Annotated in this window: 18 protein-coding genes and 1 pseudogene; 11 read left to right on the plus strand and 8 right to left on the minus strand. The window is 61.2% G+C overall.

Annotated features, from left to right (window positions below; all coding sequences use genetic code 11):
• Window positions 1-38: 38 nt before the first annotated feature.
• On the minus strand, window positions 39-2,075 hold the full coding sequence (locus QOM08_RS10015) for an NADH:flavin oxidoreductase (protein WP_316912923.1): 2,037 nt from the start codon (window positions 2,073-2,075) through the stop codon (window positions 39-41).
• A gap of 359 nt (window positions 2,076-2,434) precedes the next feature.
• Between QOM08_RS10015 and QOM08_RS10020 the strand changes: the two genes are divergently transcribed.
• Window positions 2,435-3,337 carry a glycine betaine ABC transporter substrate-binding protein gene (locus QOM08_RS10020; protein WP_076385501.1) on the plus strand — a complete coding sequence of 301 codons (903 nt, stop codon included), beginning with the start codon at window positions 2,435-2,437 and terminating at the stop codon, window positions 3,335-3,337.
• A gap of 135 nt (window positions 3,338-3,472) precedes the next feature.
• Here the strand turns inward: QOM08_RS10020 and QOM08_RS29065 are convergent, their stop codons facing one another.
• Together QOM08_RS29065 and QOM08_RS29070 are read right to left on the minus strand one after the other, a co-directional pair.
• Window positions 3,473-4,327 (minus strand): methyl-accepting chemotaxis protein, encoded by an 855-nt coding sequence (locus QOM08_RS29065; protein ID WP_370695189.1) that lies wholly within the window; start codon window positions 4,325-4,327, stop codon window positions 3,473-3,475.
• A 6-nt stretch (window positions 4,328-4,333) separates the two neighbouring features.
• Window positions 4,334-5,416 (minus strand): annotated as a pseudogene (locus QOM08_RS29070) (cache domain-containing protein); the annotation flags it as partial.
• Between the two features lie 278 nt (window positions 5,417-5,694).
• Between QOM08_RS29070 and QOM08_RS10030 the strand changes: the two are divergent.
• A complete protein-coding gene (locus tag QOM08_RS10030; protein WP_188251527.1) occupies window positions 5,695-6,735 on the plus strand; it encodes a GlxA family transcriptional regulator in 1,041 nt (346 codons plus the stop codon).
• An 82-nt stretch (window positions 6,736-6,817) separates the two neighbouring features.
• Here QOM08_RS10030 and QOM08_RS10035 read toward each other — a convergent pair whose 3' ends face one another.
• The gene (locus tag QOM08_RS10035; protein WP_188251528.1) at window positions 6,818-7,231 is read right to left on the minus strand and encodes a hypothetical protein; all 414 of its coding nucleotides are present in this window, start codon (window positions 7,229-7,231) and stop codon (window positions 6,818-6,820) included.
• Between the two features lie 315 nt (window positions 7,232-7,546).
• On the minus strand, window positions 7,547-8,269 hold the full coding sequence (locus QOM08_RS10040) for a pirin family protein (RefSeq protein WP_188251529.1): 723 nt from the start codon (window positions 8,267-8,269) through the stop codon (window positions 7,547-7,549).
• Window positions 8,270-8,590: 321 nt separating this feature from the next.
• Here QOM08_RS10040 and QOM08_RS10045 point away from each other — a divergent pair, with 321 nt between their 5' ends.
• On the plus strand, window positions 8,591-9,541 hold the full coding sequence (locus QOM08_RS10045) for a GlxA family transcriptional regulator (RefSeq protein ID WP_047229361.1): 951 nt from the start codon (window positions 8,591-8,593) through the stop codon (window positions 9,539-9,541).
• A 183-nt stretch (window positions 9,542-9,724) separates the two neighbouring features.
• On the plus strand, window positions 9,725-11,203 hold the full coding sequence (locus tag QOM08_RS10050) for an ATP-binding protein (RefSeq protein ID WP_316912924.1): 1,479 nt from the start codon (window positions 9,725-9,727) through the stop codon (window positions 11,201-11,203).
• Here QOM08_RS10050 and QOM08_RS10055 read toward each other — a convergent pair.
• On the minus strand, window positions 11,150-13,960 hold the full coding sequence (locus QOM08_RS10055) for an ATP-binding protein (RefSeq protein ID WP_316912925.1): 2,811 nt from the start codon (window positions 13,958-13,960) through the stop codon (window positions 11,150-11,152). The genes QOM08_RS10050 and QOM08_RS10055 overlap by 54 nt on opposite strands.
• A 346-nt stretch (window positions 13,961-14,306) precedes the next feature.
• Here QOM08_RS10055 and QOM08_RS10060 point away from each other — a divergent pair, with 346 nt between their 5' ends.
• The 7 genes from QOM08_RS10060 to QOM08_RS10090 all read left to right on the plus strand — a co-directional run bounded on the left by QOM08_RS10060 (window position 14,307) and on the right by QOM08_RS10090 (window position 21,132).
• Window positions 14,307-15,128, plus strand: coding sequence for an alpha/beta fold hydrolase (locus tag QOM08_RS10060; protein WP_047229364.1), 822 nt, complete (start codon window positions 14,307-14,309; stop codon window positions 15,126-15,128).
• Between the two features lie 132 nt (window positions 15,129-15,260).
• Window positions 15,261-16,208 (plus strand): LysR family transcriptional regulator, encoded by a 948-nt coding sequence (locus QOM08_RS10065; protein WP_047229365.1) that lies wholly within the window; start codon window positions 15,261-15,263, stop codon window positions 16,206-16,208.
• Entirely contained in the window at window positions 16,205-16,618 is a 414-nt protein-coding gene (locus QOM08_RS10070; protein WP_139050656.1) for a DoxX family protein, read from the plus strand. The genes QOM08_RS10065 and QOM08_RS10070 overlap by 4 nt, the downstream gene beginning before the upstream one ends.
• Window positions 16,611-17,237, plus strand: a complete 627-nt coding sequence (locus QOM08_RS10075; RefSeq protein ID WP_047229367.1) for an antibiotic biosynthesis monooxygenase — start codon at window positions 16,611-16,613, stop codon at window positions 17,235-17,237. The genes QOM08_RS10070 and QOM08_RS10075 overlap by 8 nt, the downstream gene beginning before the upstream one ends.
• A gap of 145 nt (window positions 17,238-17,382) precedes the next feature.
• Window positions 17,383-19,221, plus strand: a complete 1,839-nt coding sequence (locus QOM08_RS10080; protein WP_076385492.1) for an amidohydrolase — start codon at window positions 17,383-17,385, stop codon at window positions 19,219-19,221.
• A gap of 146 nt (window positions 19,222-19,367) precedes the next feature.
• Window positions 19,368-20,003 (plus strand): isochorismate family cysteine hydrolase YcaC, encoded by a 636-nt coding sequence (ycaC, locus tag QOM08_RS10085; RefSeq protein WP_281459371.1) that lies wholly within the window; start codon window positions 19,368-19,370, stop codon window positions 20,001-20,003.
• 250 nt (window positions 20,004-20,253) lie between these two features.
• Window positions 20,254-21,132, plus strand: a complete 879-nt coding sequence (locus QOM08_RS10090) for a LysR family transcriptional regulator (RefSeq protein ID WP_076385489.1) — start codon at window positions 20,254-20,256, stop codon at window positions 21,130-21,132.
• A gap of 55 nt (window positions 21,133-21,187) precedes the next feature.
• On the opposite strand, the gene QOM08_RS10095 is transcribed toward QOM08_RS10090, so the two are convergent.
• Both QOM08_RS10095 and QOM08_RS10100 read right to left on the minus strand, forming a co-directional pair.
• The gene (locus QOM08_RS10095; protein ID WP_047227744.1) at window positions 21,188-21,664 is read right to left on the minus strand and encodes a hemerythrin domain-containing protein; all 477 of its coding nucleotides are present in this window, start codon (window positions 21,662-21,664) and stop codon (window positions 21,188-21,190) included.
• Window positions 21,665-21,864: 200 nt separating this feature from the next.
• Complete coding sequence (locus QOM08_RS10100; protein ID WP_316912926.1) at window positions 21,865-22,968, minus strand: NAD(P)/FAD-dependent oxidoreductase; 1,104 nt, start codon at window positions 22,966-22,968, stop codon at window positions 21,865-21,867.
• Window positions 22,969-23,013 lie beyond the last annotated feature (45 nt).

Raw genomic sequence — 23,013 nt, forward strand, 5'->3', positions numbered from 1 at the left:
AAAAATGCCCCTGACTCATGGGGTCAGGGGCATGACCTTCAGACGTCTTTCACCAGCCGCAGTGCATCGTAGATAGCGGCGTGGGTATTACGTGCCGACACCGCGTCGCCGATCCGGAACAGTTGGAAACGACCCTCGGGGTTGGTCACGATATTTTGGGTTTTCCCGGCGATCAGATCGTGCTGTTCAACCGCACCGTTGTTGCTCGAATGCGGGCGCAGGTCGAAGTACAGATCGTCCAGGGGCAGGGTGCCGTGGTTGATCACCACCTGATCGACCACGCGCTGCTTGTGCACTTGGCCATAATCGCTGCCGAAGCTGGCCACCAGCTGACCTTCGCGCGTCTCTACGGAGTCGACGCGATAGGTGACCGTGAAGGTGACGTTCAGGTCCTGCAGGCTGCGCATGTAAGGCACCAGGTTCATCGCCATCACCTCCGGCGCAAACGACCGGTCCGGCGTGACGATCTCCAGTTTTGCACCGCTGTTGGCAATGACCTCGGCCGCCTGTAGCGCCGCGTGGTCGCCGGCGTCGTCGAAGATCAGCACGTTCTTGCCTGGCTTGACGTCGCCGGAAATGATGTCCCAGGTCGACACCACCAGTTCATTGCCCTGCTTGAGCACCTCGGTGTGGGGCAAGCCGCCGGTGGCGACGATTACCACGTCCGGTTCCTCGGCGATGACGGTCTCGGCTTCGGCCCAAGTGTTGAAATGGAACTTCACGCCCAAGCGTTCGCATTGCGCCATGCGCCAATCGATGATGCTGATCATCTCGCGACGCCGTTCGCTCTGCGCGGTCAAGCGGATCTGGCCGCCGGGTTGGTCAGCCACCTCGAACACCGTGACGTCGTGGCCGCGCTCGCCGGCGACCCGCGCTGCCTCCAGGCCCGCCGGGCCGGTACCGATCACCACCACCTTGCGCTTGGTGGGTGCCTTGGGGATCTCGTGGGGCATGGTGGTTTCGCGCCCGGTGGCGGCGTTGTGGATGCAATACGCGGCGCCACCCTGGTAGATGCGGTCCAGGCAGTAGTTGGCGCCGACGCAGGGGCGGATGTCTTCTTCGCGTTTTTCGATAATTTTGCGCACGATGTGTGGATCGGTCATGTGCGCCCGCGTCATGCCGATCATGTCCACCTTGCCCGAGGCGATGGCGTGGCGTGCCGTGGCCACGTCCGGGATCTTGGCCGCATGGAACGTCGGGAAACCGGTGGCCGAGCGGATCTCGCCGGCAAAATCCAGGTGCGGCGAGTTGCGCATGCCCTGGATTGGAATCACGTCGGTGAGGCCGGCATCGGTGTCGATGTGCCCGCGCACGACGTTGAGAAAATCGACCAGCCCACTGTCCTTGAGCATGTGAGATATCTGAATGCCGTCGCTGGCACCGAAGCCCCCCGGCAGGTTTTCATCGCCGGTGTAGCGCACTCCCAGCAGAAAGTCCTCGCCGCAGCGCTGGCGGATGCCACGCAGCACATCAAAAGTGAAGCGCAAGCGGTTTTCCAGCGAGCCGCCGTAGGGGCCGTCGAGGTCGTTGGTCAGCGGCGACCAGAATTGATCCATGAGGTGCCCGTACGCCTGTAACTCCAATCCATCAAGGCCTGCGGCCTTCATGCGTTCGGCGGCATCCACGTAGTCCTTGATGATCCGGTCGATGTCCCAGTCTTCCAGTTTCTTCGGAAAGGCCCGGTGGGACGCTTCGCGGCGATGAGAGGGCGATACGACCGGGAGCCAGTCGGCCTTGTCCCAGCGTGTACGCCGTCCCAGGTGGGTCAGTTGAATCATCACCGCGGCGCCATGTTCATGGCACTCGTCGGTCAGGTCCTTCATCCATTTGACCACCTCATCCTTGTACGCCAGCACGTTGTTGAACACCGGCGGGCTGTCACGGGAAACGGCAGCGGAACCTGCGGTCATGGTCAACGCCACGCCGGCCTTTGCCCGTTCAACGTGATACGCCCGGTACAGGTCCTTCGGCATGCCGTCGACGGGGTAAGCGGGCTCATGGGAGGTGGTCATGATCCGGTTTCTGAGCGTCAGGTGTTTGATCTTGTAAGGCTGCAGCAAGGGGTCGCTGGACATGGTGTTGCGCTCCGGAGCAGAACGTCAGGCGTGGTTTTGACATAACGGTAAGTTGGATGTTCATGTGTGTCAATGATTCAGACAGTGGTGTACATTTTTCTTGCACCGTCAAAATGCCAGGATTAAGATCGGCTCGCAGCGAGGTGATTTGGCTTGCTCGGGGTGAGGGAACCCAGGCTTGGGCTCAAGAGGGCTAGAGGCACTGAAAATGTCTGCCGCAGTGAACGGCGCCATTGACCCCAACGTGAACGTAGAGATCAAAACCGCCTGAAGATGAGGGCGCTTTTGCGCTCATGAGTGAAGGTAATTGCTTCTGCTGTCCTGCCAACAACAACTCACACAGAACGCGGAGAGGCACTATGGTTACGTTATCCAGTAAGACTTTTAGCGGCTGGCTTGCAGGCCTGTGTATGGTCTTTTGCAGCTTGCTTGCCCATGCCGAGGAGCCTGCGCCTGTGCGCATTGGATGGGTGAATTGGTCGGATACGGAAATCGCTGTAAAGCTGGCAAGCACCGCCCTGCAAGACCACCTCAAGCAACCGGTCAAACTGGTGCTGGCCGATATCGGCATTCAGTTCCAGGCGCTGGCTAACGGTAATATCGACCTGATCCCGATGGTCTGGCTGCCGAGCACTCACAAAGCCTTCTATGACAAGTACAGCGACAAGCTCGAAGACCTTGGCGTGTTGTATGAAGGTCGGATCGGTATGGCGGTGCCAACTTCCATTGCCGCCAGTGAGATCGCCAGCATCGAGGATCTAAACAAACCAGATGTGCGGGAAAAGCTCGGCGGCAAAATCCTCACTTCAGAAGTGGGCAACGGCCAATACAAGCTGACAGAAAAAGCCATTGAGCTATACAAACTCGATGGCTACAAAATGGTTGCTTCGTCCGAATCCGGGATGTTGAGTGAGTTGGATCGTAACCTCAAGCGTGACAAATGGTCTTTGGTCAACGCCTGGAGCCCGCATTGGATGTTCTCCAAATGGTCGCTGCGCTATCTGGATGATCCCAAGAAGATTTTTGGTGGCGCAGAGCAGATTCACGCGGTGGCCCGCAAAGGTTTTAGCGCGGAATATCCCGACGTCGCCCGCTTCTTCACTCACTTCAATATTCCTCAAGCTGACCTTGAGAGATTGATGGCGGCGGCGCGGGACAGTTCGGCAGACAAGGTGGTCGCCGAGTACTACGCAGCCAACAAACCGCGCTTCGAGGCCATGTTTGGCGGGCAAACCGCATCGGTGACAACAGGGCCGCAATGACTCGGTGACACAGCAAGTGTGGGAGCGAGCCTGCTCGCGATAGCGTCAGCACATTCAATATCAATGCAAGCTGACCCACCGCCATCGCGAGCAGGCTCGCTCCCACATTTGGGGTGGCTGTCTCAGGCTCTACAACTAGAACTTGAACCGCCCCACCAACCCTTTGAGCTGTCCGGAAATATCCGTCAAGCGCCCCGAGCCCGTCTGCGCCGAGTGGGCATATTCTTCCACCAGTTGTGCATCGGTATGGATTTGCGAGATGTGCCGGTTGATGTCCTCGGCCACCTGGTGCTGTTCCTCGGCCGCCGTGGCGATCTGGGTGTTCTGGTCGCGAATCGAGTCCACCGAGATACGGATCTTGTCGAAGCTGTCGCGGGCCTGCTGGATGCGTTCAACGCTGGTTTTGGAGCCCTGCAGACTGCCCTGCATCTGCAGGGTGACTTCCTGGGTCCGGCGCGCGAGGTTGCCCAGCAGGCTGTCGATCTCGCCGGTGGAGTCGGCGGTACGCCGGGCCAGGGCGCGGACTTCATCGGCCACCACGGCGAACCCACGACCTTGATCGCCGGCCCGCGCGGCCTCGATGGCGGCGTTGAGGGCCAGCAGGTTGGTCTGTTCGGCAATCGAGCGAATGGTGTCGAGGATGGTGTTGATGTTCTTGCTGTCCTGCTCCAGCGCCTGCATGGTCTGGGTCGACTTTTGCAGATCCTCGCTCAATTTCAGCACACTGCCCGTGGCTTCGCCGATGTGATGCTGGCCGTCGTGCACGTCGCGATAACCTTCGTCCGCGCTGGAGGCCGCCTGGCTGCAAGAGCGGGCGACCTCATTGGCGGTGGCGACCATTTCGTTGAACGCGGTGCTTACCAGTTCAACGGCCTGGCGTTGACGTCCGGCGGCTTCGTTCATGTTTTGCGCCACTTCGCTGGTATCGGCGGCGGCGCTTTGCAGGTCGGAGGAGGCGCTGCCGATGCGCTGCACCAGTTGGGCGATCATGCCCAGGAACTGGTTGAACCAACTGGCCAGGGTGGCGGTTTCGTCCTTGCCTTGCACCGAGAGCTTGCGGGTGAGGTCGCCTTCACCTTCGGCGATTTCCTGCAGGCCATTGGCGACACCGCGAATCGGTCGCACGATCACGCTGGCGAAACTGGCGCCGACGATGGCGAACACCACTGCCAGCGCGGCGGCGATGATGGCGATCAACCAGGTCAGGCTCGCGGCTTCGGCCATGACTTCGTCGCGTTTGATCAGGCCGATGAAGCGCCAGCCCAGGCCTTTGGAACTGACGACGTTGGCCATGTAGGGCACGCCATCGATCTCGATCTGAGTCACGCCATCACCGCTTTTGGCCAGTTCGGCATAGTTGGGGCCAATTTCTGCCATGGGCTTGAAGTTGTGCTTGGCATCGCTGGGATCGACCAGGACGTTGCCATTGGCTTCGACCAGCATCAGGTAACCGCTATCGCCCAGCTTGATGTTCTTGACCAGTTCGGTCAGTTGCTTGAGCGACACGTCCAGGCCCACCACACCCACCAGCTTGCCGGCGGCGTCGGAGACCGTATGGACGATGCCGATCAGCGACACGTCGTCCGGTGCCCAGTAATAGGCGTCTGTGCGCACGGTGGTGCCCGGTGAAGCGATGGCGGCCTTGTACCAGGGGCGTACGCGGGGGTCGTAATTGGAAATTTTGGGGTCGTCAGGCCAGCTGGCGTAACCGCCGTCGGCCAGCCCCAGAGAAAGATAGGCGGTGGTCGGATGGCTTTTGGCGAATCTGTCGAATATGTCCAGCAGCTGTTTGTTGTTCTCAGGCAGCGGAATTTGTGCAGCGTCGGCACCGGAATAATTTTTCAGATCCTTGGCCGCGATAATCCGCGGGTCCTTGGCGAAGAACTCGACGTTCTGGCTGATGCCATCGAAGAACTGCTTCATGCCGTTGTCGATCTGGCGGATTTCACGGCCGCTGCTGTCCAGGAAGTTGGTTTGTGCGGCGTCGCGCAGGTTCAACACGACCAGCACCGCCACCAGGATAACTGGCAGGCAGGCGATGGCCGCGAACGCCCATGTCAGCTTCTGTTTGATATTCATGACTTCTCCCGCGGATATTTATAGGTGTTGAAACGGCGGAAACAGGAAACAGTAGCGGTGCGCGTTGCGAGTTTCTGGAACGGGGGAAGCGCCCATGCGTACCTACACGATATCGACCAGAATCGAAGGTACTTGAGGTCGAGGAGGGGCGATGACCCTGCGGTGTCGCGAGTCGATTGCAGCCGTCGTGGTTAATCTGGAAGATGTGCCAATTGCTCTGCTGCTTAAAGCGCGAGCGTGATGCAAGTCCTGATGCCTTCATGTATTGACGAGGCCCTATGCCAAGCGCATTCGAGAGCGTACTTAAAAACAAAAACATGGCTTACCGGCCGCTCGGATCCTCAGGTGCTGACCAGGCTCCGGTTCGTGTCGCGTTCGTATTGATGGACAACTTCTCGATGATGTCCTTTACCGGTGCGGTGGATGCGCTGGTGACGGCCAACCTGATGAGCGACAGGCCTCTGTATGAGGTGCTGACGGTTGGGGCCTCGGGGAGTCAGGTGACCAGTGATCTGGGGATCGTCATCTCTGCCGATATCGAGTTGGCGCAGTTGCCGGAAAACCAGGACGTCCTGATCGTCGCTGGTGGCTTTCGCGTGAAGTTGCAGGGCATGCCGCTGCTGCGACGCAAGCTGCGCGCCAACGCCGCGTCCGGGGCAATACTGGGCGGGTTGTGGAACGGCGTTTTTTTCGTCGCCGATGCCAGTTTGCTCGATGGTTTCGAGTGCGCGGTTCACCCGGAAAGTCGCGCCATGATGGCGGAGGTTTTTCCCCATGTGAAAGTTTCCAGCCGCGCTTATGTGGTGGACCGGCAGCGGGTCAGTTGCGCAGGTGCCAACAGCTCGCTGCGCATGATGCTTCAGTTGATCCGCCAGACGGGAGGCGAAGCGCTGGTGGGGGCGATCGAGGAGATCCTGCGGTGTGACGAGTCGGGCGACGCGTCGGATCTGCCGCCGGTCTTCGTCGAAACCGATCCGACGCTGCCAGAAAGTCTCAAGCTGGCGTTGGAGTTGATGTGGCAAAACATCGAGGAGCCGTTGACCATCGATGAGCTGGCGGCATGCGTGAAGATTTCCAAGCGGCAGTTGGAACGGCGCTTCTGCAGTTTCCTCGGCGCGACCCCGACGCGTTATTACCTGGAACTGCGCCTGACCCGTGCGCGCCAACTTATCCAGCAGACCAATCGATCCGTCACAGAAATCGCCGTGGCGACGGGCTTTGTCAGCTCGCCGCACTTTCAGCGTCGTTTTCGGGATTTCTTCGGCGTTCCGCCTGGCAGTTATCGTTCGACGTTTGAGCGAAAACAAGCGTTGCGCTGAGGTCGCGCAGTTCACGCGGGCCTGCGCTAACGTGTGGCGTTGGCGCAGGTGCGAAGGTGCACCGCAGACTGGCGGCGTGGAATCAGGTTTTATCGTCGGGCAGTTCGTCGGCAGGCAGCTTGTCTGTCTGCGAGGCGGTCTGGGAGGCGGTCATGGTTGTACCCTTGCAGAGCACTTTGCCAACCTCGTCGGCTATCGAGCCTTCAATAATGCGACCTTGCATCTGGTCGAACTGGGCTTTTTCCAGGCCATCGAGGCTGTTGTACATCCCCATGTGGCGAACATTGCGCGAGGCGCAATCGATTTCCAGCTTTGTATAGTTGGTAAAGTAGCGGCCCGATCTTTGCAGCGTGGCCTGGATGGATGAATCGCTTTCAATAAACGAGACGATGGAGTATTCAGCGTCTGAATCGTCGTATTGGTAGGTGATTGTCTGGACGTCCGCAGTGGCGCAGCACGCAACGGAGAGTGCAACGAAAGAAATAACCGTTTTCATACTTTCTTCCATGAAATAAGCAGAAGCCAGGGGATTTTAATGGCCAAGTGAGATCATTTTGCTTGGCTTGTAACATTCAGTCAATATCACAGAGTGATGGCATCGCCCACCATTGGTCTGAAAGTTCAGTTGACCGGGAACTTATCCAGGCGTTTTCCCCATCAACCAAAGAGCGCATGGAAGGAGGGCGGCGAGCCCTTGGATCCCATGCGCTACCTCTGATAGCAAAGCTCGATTGCGCCGGATTGCCCGACTTTTTTTAGACGCTTTTAGCGCCCATTGCTCAAGTGTTATAGCCGCGGTAATGGCGACCGCTCATGGCATCTGCGGCAATTCCTGTGGCCGCAGATCAAACACCAGGACCTCGGCATCCTGACCGTTGCTCAACGTCAGCAGCTGTTCCTCGCGCACCCGTACACCGTCACCTTCCTGTAACGGCACCCCATTGAGCTCGACACTGCCGCGGGCTACATGCACGTAGGCATAACGATCAGGCGCCAATGTCAGGGTGGCGTTTTCCTTGCCGTCGAACAGCCCGGCATAGACCCGTGCGTCCTGGCGCACCTGGAGCGAGCCGTTGGCGCCGTCCGGGGAAATGATCAATTGCAGACGACCCCGTTTCTGTTCGGCGCTGAAGTGCTCCTGCTGATAGCGCGGTGTGGCGCCACTGACGTTGGGCACGATCCAGATTTGCAGGAAGTGCACCAGCTCCTCGGCACTGTGGTTGAACTCGCTATGGGCCACGCCGCTGCCGGCGCTCATCAGTTGCACATCACCGGGGCGAATGACGGAGCCGGTACCCAAGGTGTCCTTATGCTCCAGCGCGCCTTCAAGTACATAGGAAAAAATCTCCATGTCCCGATGAGGATGCTGGCCGAAGCCCTTGGCCGCGGCGACCCGGTCGTCGTTGATGACCAGCAGGTCGGAGAAGCCTTGTTCATTGACGTTGCGGTAGCTGGCAAAGGAAAAGGTATGGAACGAGGTCAGCCAGCCGTGGCGGGCAATGCCGCGGTCTGAAGCTTTGCGAAGGGTCAGCATGGTAGCTCTCCTGATGTGTAGGGGCGGCGGCGTTGGGCGTTCGCCAGGTTCAGAAGAAGGTTAATGGTTATTGAATTGTTCAATAAGCAGGTGGAAAACGAAATACTGTCCGTTTTGAGTGGACAATAAGCGGTGCCTACCCGCAGGCGCGTGGCTTCGACATAATGTTGGTTTTGCAGGCTACACAAACCCTGTGGGAGCGAGCCTGCGTGCGTAAAGCCGCTTCAGCTTGGCCCTTTGTTGGTTGCCAGTGCGCTATCGTGAGCTGGCTCGCTCCCACAAGTGGCATCTGCAGGTCCTGAATATTTTGGCGTATTTTTGATGAAAACCGTTGCAATGGTGCTGTTCCCGGATTTTTTATTGCTCGACATGGCCGGGCCTCTTGAAGTGTTTTCCATCGCCAATCGTTACCTTGAACCCGATCTTCGTTATCAATTGCTGACCCTGGGAACCGAGCGCGGCGCGTTGCGAGCGTCCAATGGCGTGGCGGTACAGGCCGATATCCACATCGACCAGGCTTGGGCGGCCTATGACGTGTTGCTGGTGCCGGGTGGGCCGGGCGCCTATAACGACCAGCATCCGGGATTGCACACCTGGTTGCGCGCGGCAGCACCGCGGGCCACGCGCTACGGTTCCATTTGCACCGGCGTATTTGTGCTAGGCGAGGCAGGGCTGCTTGACGGCTATCGCGTCACCACCCATTGGCACTACACCGAACGCCTGATCCAGCGTTTCCCCAAGGCACGGGTGGAGACCGATAAAATCTTCCTGCAGGATCGACGCTTGTTTACCTCCGGTGGTGTGACCGCCGGCATCGACCTGGCGCTGTCCATCGTCGCTCAGGACCACGGTCGTAAAGTCGCGCTGGATGTGGCCAAGGTGTTGCTGGTGGTGATGAAGCGCCAGGGCGGCCAGGCGCAGTTCAGCCCGCTGGTGGCGGCGGTGGCGGCTCAAGAGTCTGCTATTACCCGGGTGCAGCATCATGTGATGGAGCACCTGGAGGAACCGTTCACCATCGAACGCATGGCCGCGATCGCCGCCATGAGTTCGCGCCATTTCGCCCGGATGTTCGTTCGCGAAGTGAAGATGACGCCCATGGAGTTCCTGCAAGGTGCGCGCATCGACCGCGCCCGCCAGTTGCTGGAATCCACGGATTTGCCCCTCAAGACCGTGGCGTTTCGCAGTGGCTTCGGCAGTGTGCGGCACATGCGCTCGCTGTTCAGCGAAAAGCTTGGCCTGACCCCCGTGCAATACCGCCAGCAGTTCAGTTGAGCCGTTGGTGTCCGTCCAGGGCACCGCAATGTCCGTGCTGCGCCCTGTGCCAGCATTGTCCTCTGGGCGATGGCTGCCAAGATAACCGCGAACCCTCTGGAAAGGATGCGCAGGAGCCAGGGCAGACGCGTTCGGATCGCCGTAGTGTCATGCCCGCGATGGTTGTCCGGCGCTGGATCGCCCATGAACAGTTTCGCCAGACCCGACACCGAGCCGGCGGTGTGCTTCGGCCCGTTTAGCTTTTATCGCCAGCAGCGACTTGTCACGCGTGACGGCGAGCCTCTGGTATTGGGCGGTCGCGCCCTGGACATTCTTCAAGTATTGCTGGAGAACGCCGGTCACTTCGTCAGCAAGCAAGCGCTTATCGCGCGCGTCTGGCCTGACAGCGTGGTGGAAGACATCAACCTGCGGGTGCACATCGCGGCGCTGCGGCGGGCTTTCGGTGACGCGGCGCAGGGGGCGCGCTACATCCTCAATCATCCCCGGCAGGGCTATTGCTTTGCCGCGCCCGTGGTCGTGGATGCTGACGTCGAGCAGCCGATCGAGCGCCACAACCTGCCCGCGCGCCTGAGCCCGGTGATCGGTCGCGACAAAGTGCTGGGCCGGTTGCTCAGCGAGGTGCCCCGTCAGCGCCTGACCACCGTGACCGGACCGGGTGGGGTCGGCAAGACCACCGTGGTGCTGCGGGTGGCCGAACTGTTGCTGGAACACTTTGACCACGGTGCCTGGTTTGTGGACCTGTCCGCCATCAGCGACCCGTCGCAGGTGACGAGGCAGGTTTCCCGCACCCTGGGCCTGGGACATGGCGCCTTGGGCCAGCAACTGAAATCCTGGCGGGTTTTGCTGGTGCTCGATGGCGGCGACCATCTGCTCGACGCCTGCCGGGACCTGGCCCGGGCGTTGGGCGTATCGGCCCCGCAGGTCTCGCTGTTGTTCAGCAGCCGCGAGCCCTTGAATCTGACGGATGAGCGCGTCGTACAACTGCCGGGGCTGACAGTGGCCTCGCCCCGTGACCCGGCGCACCAGATGTTGGCGTGTCCGGCGGTGCAGTTGTTGATCGATCAGGTCGCTGCCCGACAGCAGGGTTTCGAGCCCAATGACCGCGAGCTGGCGGTGATTGTCCAGATATGCCAACGCCTGGACGGGTTACCGCTGGCGCTGGAACTGGCGGCGGCCCAGGTGGGTGTGTTGGGCGTGGCGGGGGTCTTGGAACAGTTGGATTGTGGGCTGTCACTCTTGAACCATGGACGCCGCACGGCTGTGGCGCGCCATCGCAGCCTGGAGGCCATGCTGGATTGGAGTTTCGAGCGTTTGAGTGACGATGAGCAAGCCGTGTTCCAGCGCCTGGCCGTGTTCGATGGGCCGTTTACGCTCAAGGCTGCGCTGGCCGTCATCAGTTGTGCCGAGCTGGAAGCAGGGCAACTGCCTGGTCTGCTGTCACGGCTGGCGAACCAATCGCTGGTCATGGTTGAGCAGTGCGTGGACGGGGTTCGGTTCCACTTGCTCCACACCACGCGCGCCTATGCCCTGGAAAAATTGCGGCGCAGTGGTCAGTGGGTTGTTTTCAGCCGGCGCCACGCGCTGCAAGAAGCCTGGGAGGTTCGTCGTTCAAGGCCCCAGCCGTCGGGCCAGTTTTTGCAGGAGCGCGCCAGCTTGCTGTAGGTCGGGGGTGTTGAACCCTTCGCTGAAACGACGATAGACCGGCCCGAGCAGATCCTGGGCGGCATGGTACATGCCCCGGCGTTGCCACAGCCGGGCCAGGGACATGGCGCTGCGCAATTCCCAAGCCAAGGCATTTTGCCGCCGGGCCACCGTCAGGGCGCTCAGCAGTTGCTCTTCGGCGCAGCGCTCAAGGGCGGGGTCGTTTTGCGCCAGCAGGGCTTCGGCATCGGCCCGCAAGATCTCCGCCGAACACCAGCCTGCCGCACCGTTGCGGGCGCGCTTGACCTGTGCCTGGTTGACGCACTCGATGCGCAGGGTGACGACGATATCCTGGATCAGTCCGGCGTGGGTCGAACTCGCTTCCAGGGTTTCGTCATCGAAAGCGCGGGCATAGTGGCTGGCCCAGTCATGGAACAGCATGACCGAATGTTTTTTCGCCTGGTGCTTCAACAGTTCGAGCCTTTCCCGGGCGCGTGAATGATCGCCGTTGTAGTGCGCAATCACACAACCGCTCAGCGCCAGGGTGTAGCAGATCGAGATGCCGTGGTTGATCTGCAAGGCAATCTGCAGCGCAAGGTCGGCGGTGCGCCGGGCTTTCTCGGCAAAGCCTTGCAGCCAGAGAATGCGCGCCAGTACGGTCAGTGCCGCCACGCTCTGATCGTATTGCACGCCGAAGCCGTGGGAGAAACGGCTGAGGTGGCCGCTCTGGGCCAGGCGCTGGATCACTTGTTCGGCATCACGCCGGGCGGCCGTCTGGTCGCCGGTGAAATGCTGCGCCAGCACCCGCAGGCGTTGGGTGCTCAAGGACAGGGTCGGGTCGCCGTGCATGCCCAGTCGGTCGAAATCCAGGCTTTGCTCCAAGGCCTCTTGGTAGTTGCCGCAGCTGAGGTTGACGGTCATGAGCCCCGACACGGCTCGCAGCTCGCCAGCCAGGTCCTGGCATTGTTGCGCCAGGCCCCGGGCCGTGGTGAAGGCTTCGACAGTGGCAGGCGTGCCGCCTTGGGTATGGTAATTGAAACTGGCATGGGCCAGTTCCAGGGCCAGGGTCAGTCGTGGGCACGGCACGGGGCTTTGGCGCAATAACGCCCGCGCCTTGCTCACGTAAAGCCCGTGCTCCCTGAGCAGCGACAACTCCTGCCAGAGGGGCAGGGTGCGGGCAGTCAGGCGGATCGCTACCGCATGCGACCCCTGCCGGCCCAGCCCTCGGTCGAGCGCGGCACGGATGTCGTCGCGATAGAGGGCGTAGCGGGCGATCCACTGCCGCGTGGGGGTCGTTTCCCAGTCTTTTTCGGCATGCTCCATCAGTGTCAGGCAGCGCTCGGCGTGACGCTGGTGGCTGGCAGCCAGTTCCCCGGCTTCAGTCAGTTTTTCCAGGGCATAGCTGCGGGTCGTGTCCAGCAGGCGATAACGCACCTCTTCATCGCCGACCTCGACGTTGAGCAGCGATTTGGCGACCAGTTGGCTGACCGACATCAGCACCTGGTCCGGCGCGATATGTTGACCCACGATCACCGCTGCGGCCGACGCCAGATTGAAGCTGCCCATGAACACCGCCAGCCGTCGCAGGCAGGTTTGCTCGCAGTCGGTAAGCAGCGCAAAACTCCAGTCCAGCGTGGCCCGCAGGGTTTGCTGGCGTGGTGCGGCGACGTTGGTGTCGTTGTGGAGCAGGGCGACGCTGTCTTGCAGTTGCCGGTGAAGTGCCTCCAGTCCGAATACCCCGATCTGACCGGCGGCCAGTTCGATGGCCAGGGGGATACCGTCCAGCCGACGGCAGATGTCGACCACCAGCGGTATGTCCTGATCCGTCAGCTCGAAGCTGTCATGACTGGCCATTGCCCGTTCGGCGAACAACTGCAGCGCCGGGAACTCCAGGGCCGGATACCCCTCGATGGGCATCTCCCGGGGTGGGAACGCCAGGGAATCCAGATGCTGCACGTGCTCGCCTTCGGCCCGCAGGCCTTCGCGGCTGGTGGCCAGGATATGCAAGTGAGGCGCACCGCGCAGCAGGGTTTCACTGAGCTGGGCGATGGCATCGATCAGGTGCTCGCAGTTATCGATGACCAGCAGCAGGTGTCGCTCTTTGAGTCGCCGGGTGATGGCATCCAGCGGGTCGCCTTCATGCAGCGGCAGGTCCAGCAGCGCACACAGGTTTGGGACAATCATGCACGGATCGTTGAGCGACGCCAGGTCCAGCAGGTAGGCGCCGTCGCGGTAGTGACCGATCAACCGCTCAGCGACACGCAAGGCGACGGTGGTCTTGCCGATCCCGCCGGTACCCACCAGGGTGATGAACCGTTTTCTCGGCAGCTGGGCCACCAGGTTTTCCACCAGGCCCTGGCGTCCGATCAGCCGGGTGCGGCGCGGCGGCAGGTTGTGGGCCAGGGAAGGGTGCGGGATGCGCGCCAGTTGCTCGACCGGCTCCAGGGACACCGGTGCGACGAAACTGTAACCGCGCTGCGCCACAGTGATGATGTAACGCTGCCCGGACTGGCCGTCTCCCAGGGCCTTGCGCAGCGCCGCCACGTGCACCCGCAGGTTGGTGTCTTCCACCACGCTCTTGGGCCAGACACGGGCCATCAGTTCGTGCTTGCTCACCACGTTTCCAGCGTGTTCGAGCAATACCAGCAGGATCTCCACTGCCCGGCGTCCCAGGCGCAACGGCTGCCCGGCCTCCAGCACCAGCCGCTGGCGAGGATGGACGCGGTAAGGGCCGAAATGCACCGTCTGTTCGACAGGCAGGTTGAGGTATTGGCTCATGTTGCTCTCAATGTTCTGGTCCCGGTGCAGGGGGCTTTTCCCGAGCATATTCCTCAGGTTTTGTTTCAAGCGCAACGGTGAACGTTTTCCAGACGCCGCATTCTCTGTGGCGAGGGAGCTTGCTCCCGCTGGGCTGCGAAGCGGCCCCCAAGGCCCCGTTCCCAATCAATCTGGCACGCCGAGGTGACAGTCTTGGGGCTGCTGCGCAGCCCAGCGGGAGCGAGCTCCCTCGCCACAAAAGCAGTTTTCACACCGACGCTCCAAAAAAATTAACAACGTTTAACTCACGCAAATGCCCCCTCTGACCGGACCATTGAGCAATCCACCCACCTCAAGGAGTCACGTCATGAGCACCTTCATCACCCGCGACGGCACCGAGATCTACTACAAGGATTGGGGCAGTGGTCAACCGGTGGTCTTCAGCCACGGCTGGCCGTTGAACTCGGACAGTTGGGAGGCGCAGATGATGTTCCTGGCGTCCAACGGTTACCGCGTGATCGCCCATGACCGCCGCGGGCACGGGCGCTCCAGCCAGCCTTGGGACGGCAACGACATGGACACCTATGCCGATGACCTGGCCGAGCTGATCGAGCGGTTGGACCTCAAGGAGGCGGTGTTGCTGGGCTTCTCCACCGGCGGTGGCGAAGTCGCCCGCTACATGGGTCGTCATGGTGCCGCCCGCGTCGCCAAGCTCGGGCTGATCTCGGCGGTGACCCCGTTGATGCTCAAGACCCCGGCCAACCCGGGTGGCTTGCCCGTGCAGGTGTTCGACGGTTTCCGCCAGGCCTCCCTGGCTGACCGATCTCAGCTATACAAGGATGTGGCCAGTTCGTTCTTCGGTGCCAATCGGCCGGGCGCCAAGGTCTCCCAGGGCATGATCGACTGGTTCTGGATGCAGGGCATGCTCGCCGGTCACAAGAACACCTACGACTGCATCAAGGCGTTCTCGGAGACGGATCTGTCCGAAGACCTGCGCAATATCGATGTGCCGACCCTGGTGGTGCATGGAGATGATGATCAGGTGGTCCCCATCGAAACCGCCGGTATCGCCGCCGCCAAGTTGCTCAAGAACTCGCAGCTGCTGATCTACCCCGGCGCGCCGCATGGCCTGACCGATACCCACAAGGACCGCCTGAACGCGGACCTGCTGGCGTTTATCCAGGGTTGACCAAGCCGCAAGCCTGTGGGAGCGAGCCTGCTCGCGAAAGCCGTGGGTCAGCTGGCACTTATGTCGACTGTGTTACCACATTCGCGAGCAGGCTCGCTCCCACAGGACCGGTATTCAACAGGAACAACACCCATGAACCGCAATGATTTACGCCGCCTCGACATGAACCTGCTGGTGATCTTCGAGGCGCTGATGTTCGAGAAGAACCTGACCCGTGTCGCCGAAAAGCTGTTCATGGGCCAGCCGGCGGTGAGCGCGGCGCTGGGACGGCTGCGGGATCTGTTTGACGATCCGCTGCTGATCCGCAACGGTCGCGGCATGGAGCCGACGCCGCGGGCCCTGGCGATCCTGCAGGAACTGCAGCCGGCCATGGATACGATTTCGGGCGCGGTCAGCCGGGCCAAGGCTTTCGATCCATCCACCAGTTGCGACGTGTTCCGCATCGGTTTGTCCGACGATGCCGAATTCGGCCTGTTTCCACCCTTGCTCAGTCAACTGCGCGAAGAAGCACCCGGCATCATTGTGGTGGTGCGCCGGGCCAATTTTCTGCTGATGTCGTCGCTGTTGGCCAGTGGTGAAATCAGCGTCGGCGTGAGTTACACCACCGACCTGCCGGCCAATGCCAAGCGCAAGAAATTGCGCGACATTCCCTGCAAGGTCTTGCGCGGAGACCAGCGCCCTGGGCCGCTGACCCTGGACGAATACTGCGCGCGGCCCCATGCCATGGTTTCGTTTTCGGGCGACCTGAGCGGCAACATCGACCTGGACCTGGCTCGCATCGGTCGAACGCGCAAAGTGGTGTTGGCGGTGCCGCAGTTCAGCGGTCTGCGAGCCTTGCTGGCAGGCACCGAACTGATCGCCACCGTGCCTGACTACGCCGCCTGCGCGCTGGTGGAAGGCTGCGCGTTGCGTGCTGAGGATCCGCCGTTTCAGATCAATGCCGCCGAGTTGTCGATGGTTTGGAGCGGTGTGCATGACAACGATCCGGCCGAGCGCTGGCTGCGCTCGCGCATTGCCACCCACATGTCTCAATCGTTACCGGCCGCCGCCTATGCGGATCTGGATGGAGTACAGCGATGAGCAATGTGCACGAACGTTCCCTGCAGGATCTGGGTTTGCTGTTTCTGCGCCTGAGCGGTGGGCTGTTTTTACTGTGGGTCCACGGGCTGCCCAAGCTGTTGCATTACAGCGTTGAGCTGACGCGCATCGAGGATCCGTTTCACCTGGGCGCCGCGCCCACCCTGATGCTGGCGATTTTCGCCGAAGTGCTTTGCCCCCTGTTGATCATGGCCGGGGTCCTCGTGCGTCTGGCGTGCGTGCCCATCCTGTTTCTGCTGGCCGTCGCACTTGTGGTGGTACACCCGCAGTGGACCCTGGAAGAAGGGCAGTTCGGCTGGCTGCTGCTGATTGTATTTACCAGCGTGTTGATTGCCGGGCCTGGGCGTCTGGCGATGAACACGCGTTTTGTTGGAGTGCTACGTCATGTCTGAACCTCAAACCGTTGAATCCACCAGCGGCCCTGCAAAACCCGGCTTCGACGAAATCGTCACCCTGGTGATCAAGCACCGGATCAAGTCCGGCCAGGACGCGGCTTATGAGGCCTGGTTGCGCCGCACTGTGCGGGTGGCTGGTCAGTGGCCTGGGCACTTGGGTGTGGATGTGGTGCGGGGCAAGCTGGGCGGGCTGTCGCTGTTTACCTGCGTGCTGCGTTTCTGCTCCACCGAGGCGATGCAACGCTGGCTGGATTCGCCCCAGCGCCGCGAGCTGGTGGAAGAGGCCGCGCCGCTGCTGGCTGATGGCGACCAGACCGAAGTCGCCCCCCACAAGGAGTTCTGGTTCGCTCCGCTGGCCGATGCCGCCATTCCTCCGCCACGCTGGAAACAGGCGGTGGTGACGCTGTTGGTCATCCTGCCCCACACCTTGCTGGTACCGCTGATCTGGGGGCCTGTGCTGCAACTTCACGCATTTCTTTCCAACTACGTAGTCGCCACATTCCTGATCACCCTGACCATCGTGCTGTCGGTGGTGTACGTGTGCATGCCGCTGGCCACCCGCCTGTTCGCGCCGTGGCTAGAAGCCTCTCAAACCCACGAACACCTGGAGCCCTAAGCAGCGCCGAGCTGTTGTGACAAACACTGTTGTGGCAAGGGGGTTTTGTGGCGAGGGGATTTATCCCCGCTGGCTGCGGAGCAGCCCCCTGCTAAATGCCACCACCGATTGATTCACCTGCACATTTATCGCCAAAGGAAGTCCGATGAACGCCGATCTGATTCTATTCAATGGCCAGTTCCATACCGTCGACCGTGAGAAACCCCGCGCCAGTGCGGTCGCAATCAGCCAGGGGCGCTTCGTCGCGGTAGGGACCGACGCCGAGGCCATGGCCCTGCGCGGCAGCGGCACCCAGGTTATCGACCTCAAGGGCCGTACCGTCATCCCCGGGCTCAATGACTCGCACTTGCACCTGATCCGTGGTGGCCTGAACTACAACCTGGAACTGCGCTGGGAAGGCGTGCCTTCCCTGGCCGATGCCTTGCGCATGCTCAAGGACCAGGCAGATCGCACACCGACGCCGCAATGGGTGCGGGTGGTGGGCGGCTGGAACGAATTCCAGTTTGCCGAAAAACGCATGCCGACCCTGGAAGAACTCAACCAGGCAGCCCCGGACACCCCGGTATTCGTCTTGCACCTGTATGACCGTGCCTTGCTCAACCGCGCCGCCTTGCGAGTGGCCGGCTACACCCGCGATACGCCAAACCCGCCGGGCGGCGAGATCGTGCGCGACAGCAAGGGCGAACCCACCGGCATGCTGGTGGCGCGGCCCAACGCAATGATCCTTTACTCGACCTTGGCCAAGGGGCCGAAGCTGCCTTTGGAGTACCAGGTCAACTCCACGCGCCAGTTCATGCGTGAACTCAATCGCCTGGGCCTGACCAGCGCCATTGATGCCGGCGGCGGTTTCCAGAATTACCCGGATGATTACGCGGTGATCGAGCAGTTGGCCCGGGAGCAGCAGTTGACGGTGCGCATCGCCTACAACCTGTTCACCCAGAAGCCCAAGGAAGAACTCACCGACTTCAAGAACTGGACCGGCAGCGTCAAGTTGCACCAGGGCGATGACTTCCTGCGGCACAACGGCGCCGGTGAGATGTTGGTGTTTTCGGCAGCGGATTTTGAAGACTTCCTCGAACCGCGTCCGGACCTGCCACCGGGCATGGAGCAAGATCTGGAGCCGGTGGTTCGGCACCTGGTGGAGCAGCGCTGGCCGTTCCGCCTGCATGCCACCTATGACGAATCCATCAGCCGCATGCTCGATGTGTTCGAGAAGGTCAACCGCGACATTCCGTTCAACGGTCTGCCGTGGTTCTTCGACCACGCCGAGACCATCACACCGAAGAACATCGAACGCGTGCGAGCGCTGGGCGGCGGTATCGCAATCCAGGACCGCATGGCCTTCCAGGGTGAATATTTCGTCGATCGCTACGGTGCCAAGGCCGCCGAAGCCACGCCACCGATCAAGCGCATGCTGGCCGAAGGCGTACCGGTGGGGGCTGGTACCGACGCTACTCGGGTGTCGAGCTACAACCCCTGGACCTCGCTGTACTGGATGGTCAGCGGCCGCACCGTCGGTGGCCTCTCGTTGCACGAAGAAGGCCTGCCGCGCCTGACGGCGCTGGAACTGTTCACCCATGGCAGCGCCTGGTTCTCCTCGGAGCAGGGCAAGAAAGGCCAGATCAAGGTCGGCCAACTGGCGGACCTGGCGGCACTGAGCGCGGATTTCTTCAGCGTCGAGGAAGAGGCCATCAAGTGGATCGAGTCGGTGCTGACAGTGGTCGACGGCAAGGTGGTGTACGCCGCCGGCGACTTCGAAAAACTCGGCCCCGCCAGCGTGCCGGTACTCCCGGACTGGTCGCCGGTGGTCAAGGTGCCCGGCCACTGGCGTCCGACTTCACCGTTGCAGGCGCAAGTCCATCAGTGCAGCGGCCCGTGCACGGTGCACGCCCATAGCCATGAACGGGCGCGGCTGTCGAACGTTCCAGTCAGCGATTTTCAGGGCTTCTGGGGCGCGTTTGGCTGTTCCTGTTTTGCTTTCTGACTAACGCACCGATTTTCTCCTGTGGGAGCGAGCTTGCTCGCGATGGCGGCGGAACATTCAACATCGCCTCCGCCTGACATTCCGCTATCGCGAGCAAGCTCGCTCCCACAGGGTTTTGTCACAAACCATCCCAAAGGAGTCATCCCATGAGCAACGTTCCTGCTTACGCTTACAATCGCCTGAACAAGGACGACGCAGTCGTTCTGTTGGTCGATCACCAGACGGGTCTGATTTCCCTGGTCCAGGACTTCTCGCCCAACGAGTTCAAGAACAACGTGTTGGCCCTGGCTGACCTGGCGAAATTCTTCGGGCTGCCAACCATCCTGACCACCAGCTTCGAACAAGGCCCCAACGGCCCGATCGTGCCGGAGCTCAAGGAAATGTTCCCGGACGCGCCGTACATTCCGCGCCCAGGCCAGATCAACGCCTGGGACAATGAAGACTTCGTCAAAGCGATCAAGGCCACCGGCCGCAAGCAACTGATCATCGCTGGCGTGGTAACCGACGTCTGCGTGGCATTCCCGACGCTGTCGGCGCTGGCCGAAGGTTTCGAAGTGTTCGTCGTCACCGACGCTTCGGGTACGTTCAACGAAACCGTGCAACAGGCGGCCTGGGTGCGCATGACGGCTGCCGGCGCGCAGATGATGAACTGGTTCTCGGTGGCCTGTGAGCTGCACCGCGACTGGCGCAACGACATCGAAGGCCTGGGCAATCTGCTGTCCCAGCGTATTCCCAACTACCGCAACCTGATGAACAGCTATTCGGCGCTGACCGCCAAGTAAGCTGAGTGGTTGCTGCTGGATGACGCCCGCCTTGTGCGGGCGTTTTTGTGCCTGGCATCCACTTTTCGGCAAGCTGATCGGCCGTCATCGCGAGCAGGCTCGCTCCCACATTTATTCAGGGTGACCACAAGATCCTTGTGGGAGCAAAGCTTGCTCGCGATGACGGTGGCACTTTCACTCTCTATGCAACCTGTCGTACCCCATTCACAATACCCACCAGAACATCCTGACTGTCCACCCTGGAATGACAATGAACCCCTTCGAAGAAATGCGCATTTTTGCCCAGGTCATGGAGTCGGGCAGTTTCACCGCGGCGGCGGAAAAGCTCGGGCTGTCCAAGCAGTTCGTCAGCCGCAAGCTCATGGAGCTGGAGCAACGACTGGGCGTGCGTTTGCTCAATCGCTCGACACGACGGCTGGATGTGACACCGCTGGGCCAGCGCTATTACGAAGCCGCGCTGCGCCTGCTCAGTGAAGTCGAACAGGTGGAGCAGGGCATCAGCGGCCAGACCAGCGAGCCTCGCGGCACCATTCGTCTTAGCGCACCACTTTCGTTCGCGGTCGCGCACCTGGGCAGCCTGTTACCGCTGTTCTTGCAGCGCCACCAAGAGGTGAGTGTCGAAGTGGATTTGAGTGATCGCTCGGTTGACCTGCTGGGGGAAGGCTACGACATCGCGCTGCGCATTGGCGTGCTGGAGGATTCGACGTTGATCGCCCGGCGCATCGCGACCATTGAGCGAGTGTACTGCGCCAGCCCCGCCTACCTGGCGCAACGCGGTACGCCCGAACGGCCCGAAGACCTGCGCAATCACGATTGCCTGCCCTATGGGCATAGCCGTCAGGTGCAATGGCGGTTCGGTGGACGCAGCAAACCGCTGACCCTGGAGGTCGCCGGACGCATGCGTGCCAATAACGGCGATTTGCTCAGGGACGCGGCTGTCGCGGGCATGGGCATCACGTATCTGCCGACGTTCATTGTCGGAGAGGCATTGAAAGACGGACGATTGATCAAGGTGCTCGAAGGCTTCGAGACAGAGGCCTTGGCGCTGTCGGCGGTCTATCCGCAACATCGGCAAAGTTCACGCCCGGTTCAGGCGTTGGTGGAGTTCTTGCGAGAACAGATGCAGTGAGCTGCCCGGCTGCGTTCAGCCGTGGCAAACGGCTGAACGCATCGGCAGCGCCTTATCAGGCGGCCAGGCTGGAGCTGCTCATTTCTTTTTTGTACTGCGCCTTCATGGCTTCCATCTGCTCGCCCAACGACTCCAGCGTCGCTTTGCCCAGCAGTTTTTTGGCTTGAGGGAACATCTCGGTTTCCTCTTCTTCGATATGGTGCTCAAGCAACTCTTTGACCACTTTCACCCGGCCGGCAAATTCTGGGGTGGACGGGTCGGTGTTCTTCAGGTCCGGCAGCACCAGCGAGTCGACGGTGCGGTGCTCTTCCTTGGCCTCGTAGTACATCTCGGCCTGCTCCTTGCCGCCGGCCTGCTTGTAGGCCGGATAGAGAATCTCTTCTTCCAGTCGGGTATGAATGGAGATTTCCATTTCCAGCTTCGCCAACAGGTCGGTGCGTTTCTTGATGCCCCGGCTGGTTGATTCGCTCAGCTGGGCAAGGATGGCCTTGACGCGTTCATGGTCGGCTTTCAACAGGTCGATGGCGTTCATATGTAGCTCCTGGCAATTCACGGATGCGGGCCGGCTTCAAGCGCCAACGCCGCGTTACAGGGAAATTGCATCAGTCGTGCCAGCCAATGATTTATATAAACTCGTTTTAAAACAGCAGGTTATATCAGTCTGTTTTTTGCGGGTCGTGCAGCCTGCATGAGGGCATGGAAAAATGCATTGCACTTTGCGCTGCCCCACCGCTAGACGATCAGTTGCCGCACCCGCCCGGCAAGCGCCAGGCAGGAGGTCAGCCCTGGCGATTCGATCCCGAATAGATTGATCAGCCCCGGGACCTGATGCTCGGCGGGGCTGCTGATGAGGAAGTCCCGGGCCGGCTCGTCGGGGCCGGAAATTTTCGGACGGATGCCGCTGTAGCCCGGTTGCAGGCTTTGGTCCGGCAAGCCAGGCCAATAATTGCGAATCGCCGGGTAGAAGGCCTCGGCCCGGGCCGGGTCCACGCGGTAGTCCTCGCGCTCGAGCCACTCGGTGTCCGGGCCGAATCGGGCCTGGCCCGCCATATCCAAGGTCATGTGAATGCCCAGGCCGGCAGCTTCCGGAGCGGGGTAGATCAGATGCCGGAAAGGCGCGCGTCCAGTCAGGCTGAAGTAGCTGCCCTTGCACAGATAATCGCGGGGCACCGAGTGCGGCGTCAGGCCTTCGATACGGCGGGCGAGGGCGGGCGCCTGGAGGCCGGCGGCGTTGATCAGTCGGCGGCAGGACACGCTCATCTGCGCCGTACCACCCAGTTCCAGCATGAAACCTCCGGTGATGGTCCGTGCCCTCAGCAAGGGCGTGTGGAATACGATGTCGGCACCGGCCGCTTCGGCATCCCCCTGCAAGGCCAGCATCAGTGCGTGCGCGTCGACGATACCGGTGGAAGGCGAATACAGCGCGGCCACGCACGCCAGAGCGGGCTCCAGCTCCAGCGCCTGCTGCTGATCGAGCAGACGCAGGTCGTCGACACCGTTCTTCAATCCTCGCTCAAGCAAGGTCTTGAGCCCGTCCACCTGAAGCTGATCCTTGGCAACGATCAATTTGCCAAGCCTGCGGGTCGCAACCCCGTGACTCTCGCAATACGCGTACAACCGCTGGCGACCCTCGACGCATAGTTGCGCCTTGAGGCTCCCCGGAGGGTAATAAATGCCGGCATGGATGACTTCGGAATTGCGCGAGCTGGTGCCCATGCCGATGGCTTCGCCGGCTTCGATCAACAGCACTTCGTGACCGGCCTGGGTCAGTTCCCGAGCCACGGCGAGCCCGACCACGCCCGCGCCCACCACCACGCAATCGATGTCCATGCCCAAAGCCTTTCCCTCTTGGAGTCGTATGTTCAAGCGCCTCAGGATAGC

This window comes from Pseudomonas sp. P105, from assembly GCF_032614175.1.
Classification (GTDB): domain Bacteria; phylum Pseudomonadota; class Gammaproteobacteria; order Pseudomonadales; family Pseudomonadaceae; genus Aquipseudomonas; species Aquipseudomonas rhizophila.

What these genes read in the sequence shown, in the direction of transcription:
- QOM08_RS10015 (WP_316912923.1), bottom strand. Translation starts at nt 2,075, where the DNA reads ATGTCCAGCGACCCCTTGCTGCAGCCTTACAAGATCAAACACCTGACG.
- QOM08_RS10020 (WP_076385501.1), top strand. Translation starts at nt 2,435, where the DNA reads ATGGTTACGTTATCCAGTAAGACTTTTAGCGGCTGGCTTGCAGGCCTG.
- QOM08_RS29065 (WP_370695189.1), bottom strand. Translation starts at nt 4,327, where the DNA reads ATGATCGCCCAACTGGTGCAGCGCATCGGCAGCGCCTCCTCCGACCTG.
- QOM08_RS10030 (WP_188251527.1), top strand. Translation starts at nt 5,695, where the DNA reads ATGCCAAGCGCATTCGAGAGCGTACTTAAAAACAAAAACATGGCTTAC.
- QOM08_RS10035 (WP_188251528.1), bottom strand. Translation starts at nt 7,231, where the DNA reads ATGAAAACGGTTATTTCTTTCGTTGCACTCTCCGTTGCGTGCTGCGCC.
- QOM08_RS10040 (WP_188251529.1), bottom strand. Translation starts at nt 8,269, where the DNA reads ATGCTGACCCTTCGCAAAGCTTCAGACCGCGGCATTGCCCGCCACGGC.
- QOM08_RS10045 (WP_047229361.1), top strand. Translation starts at nt 8,591, where the DNA reads ATGAAAACCGTTGCAATGGTGCTGTTCCCGGATTTTTTATTGCTCGAC.
- QOM08_RS10050 (WP_316912924.1), top strand. Translation starts at nt 9,725, where the DNA reads ATGAACAGTTTCGCCAGACCCGACACCGAGCCGGCGGTGTGCTTCGGC.
- QOM08_RS10055 (WP_316912925.1), bottom strand. Translation starts at nt 13,960, where the DNA reads ATGAGCCAATACCTCAACCTGCCTGTCGAACAGACGGTGCATTTCGGC.
- QOM08_RS10060 (WP_047229364.1), top strand. Translation starts at nt 14,307, where the DNA reads ATGAGCACCTTCATCACCCGCGACGGCACCGAGATCTACTACAAGGAT.
- QOM08_RS10065 (WP_047229365.1), top strand. Translation starts at nt 15,261, where the DNA reads ATGAACCGCAATGATTTACGCCGCCTCGACATGAACCTGCTGGTGATC.
- QOM08_RS10070 (WP_139050656.1), top strand. Translation starts at nt 16,205, where the DNA reads ATGAGCAATGTGCACGAACGTTCCCTGCAGGATCTGGGTTTGCTGTTT.
- QOM08_RS10075 (WP_047229367.1), top strand. Translation starts at nt 16,611, where the DNA reads ATGTCTGAACCTCAAACCGTTGAATCCACCAGCGGCCCTGCAAAACCC.
- QOM08_RS10080 (WP_076385492.1), top strand. Translation starts at nt 17,383, where the DNA reads ATGAACGCCGATCTGATTCTATTCAATGGCCAGTTCCATACCGTCGAC.
- ycaC (WP_281459371.1), top strand. Translation starts at nt 19,368, where the DNA reads ATGAGCAACGTTCCTGCTTACGCTTACAATCGCCTGAACAAGGACGAC.
- QOM08_RS10090 (WP_076385489.1), top strand. Translation starts at nt 20,254, where the DNA reads ATGAACCCCTTCGAAGAAATGCGCATTTTTGCCCAGGTCATGGAGTCG.
- QOM08_RS10095 (WP_047227744.1), bottom strand. Translation starts at nt 21,664, where the DNA reads ATGAACGCCATCGACCTGTTGAAAGCCGACCATGAACGCGTCAAGGCC.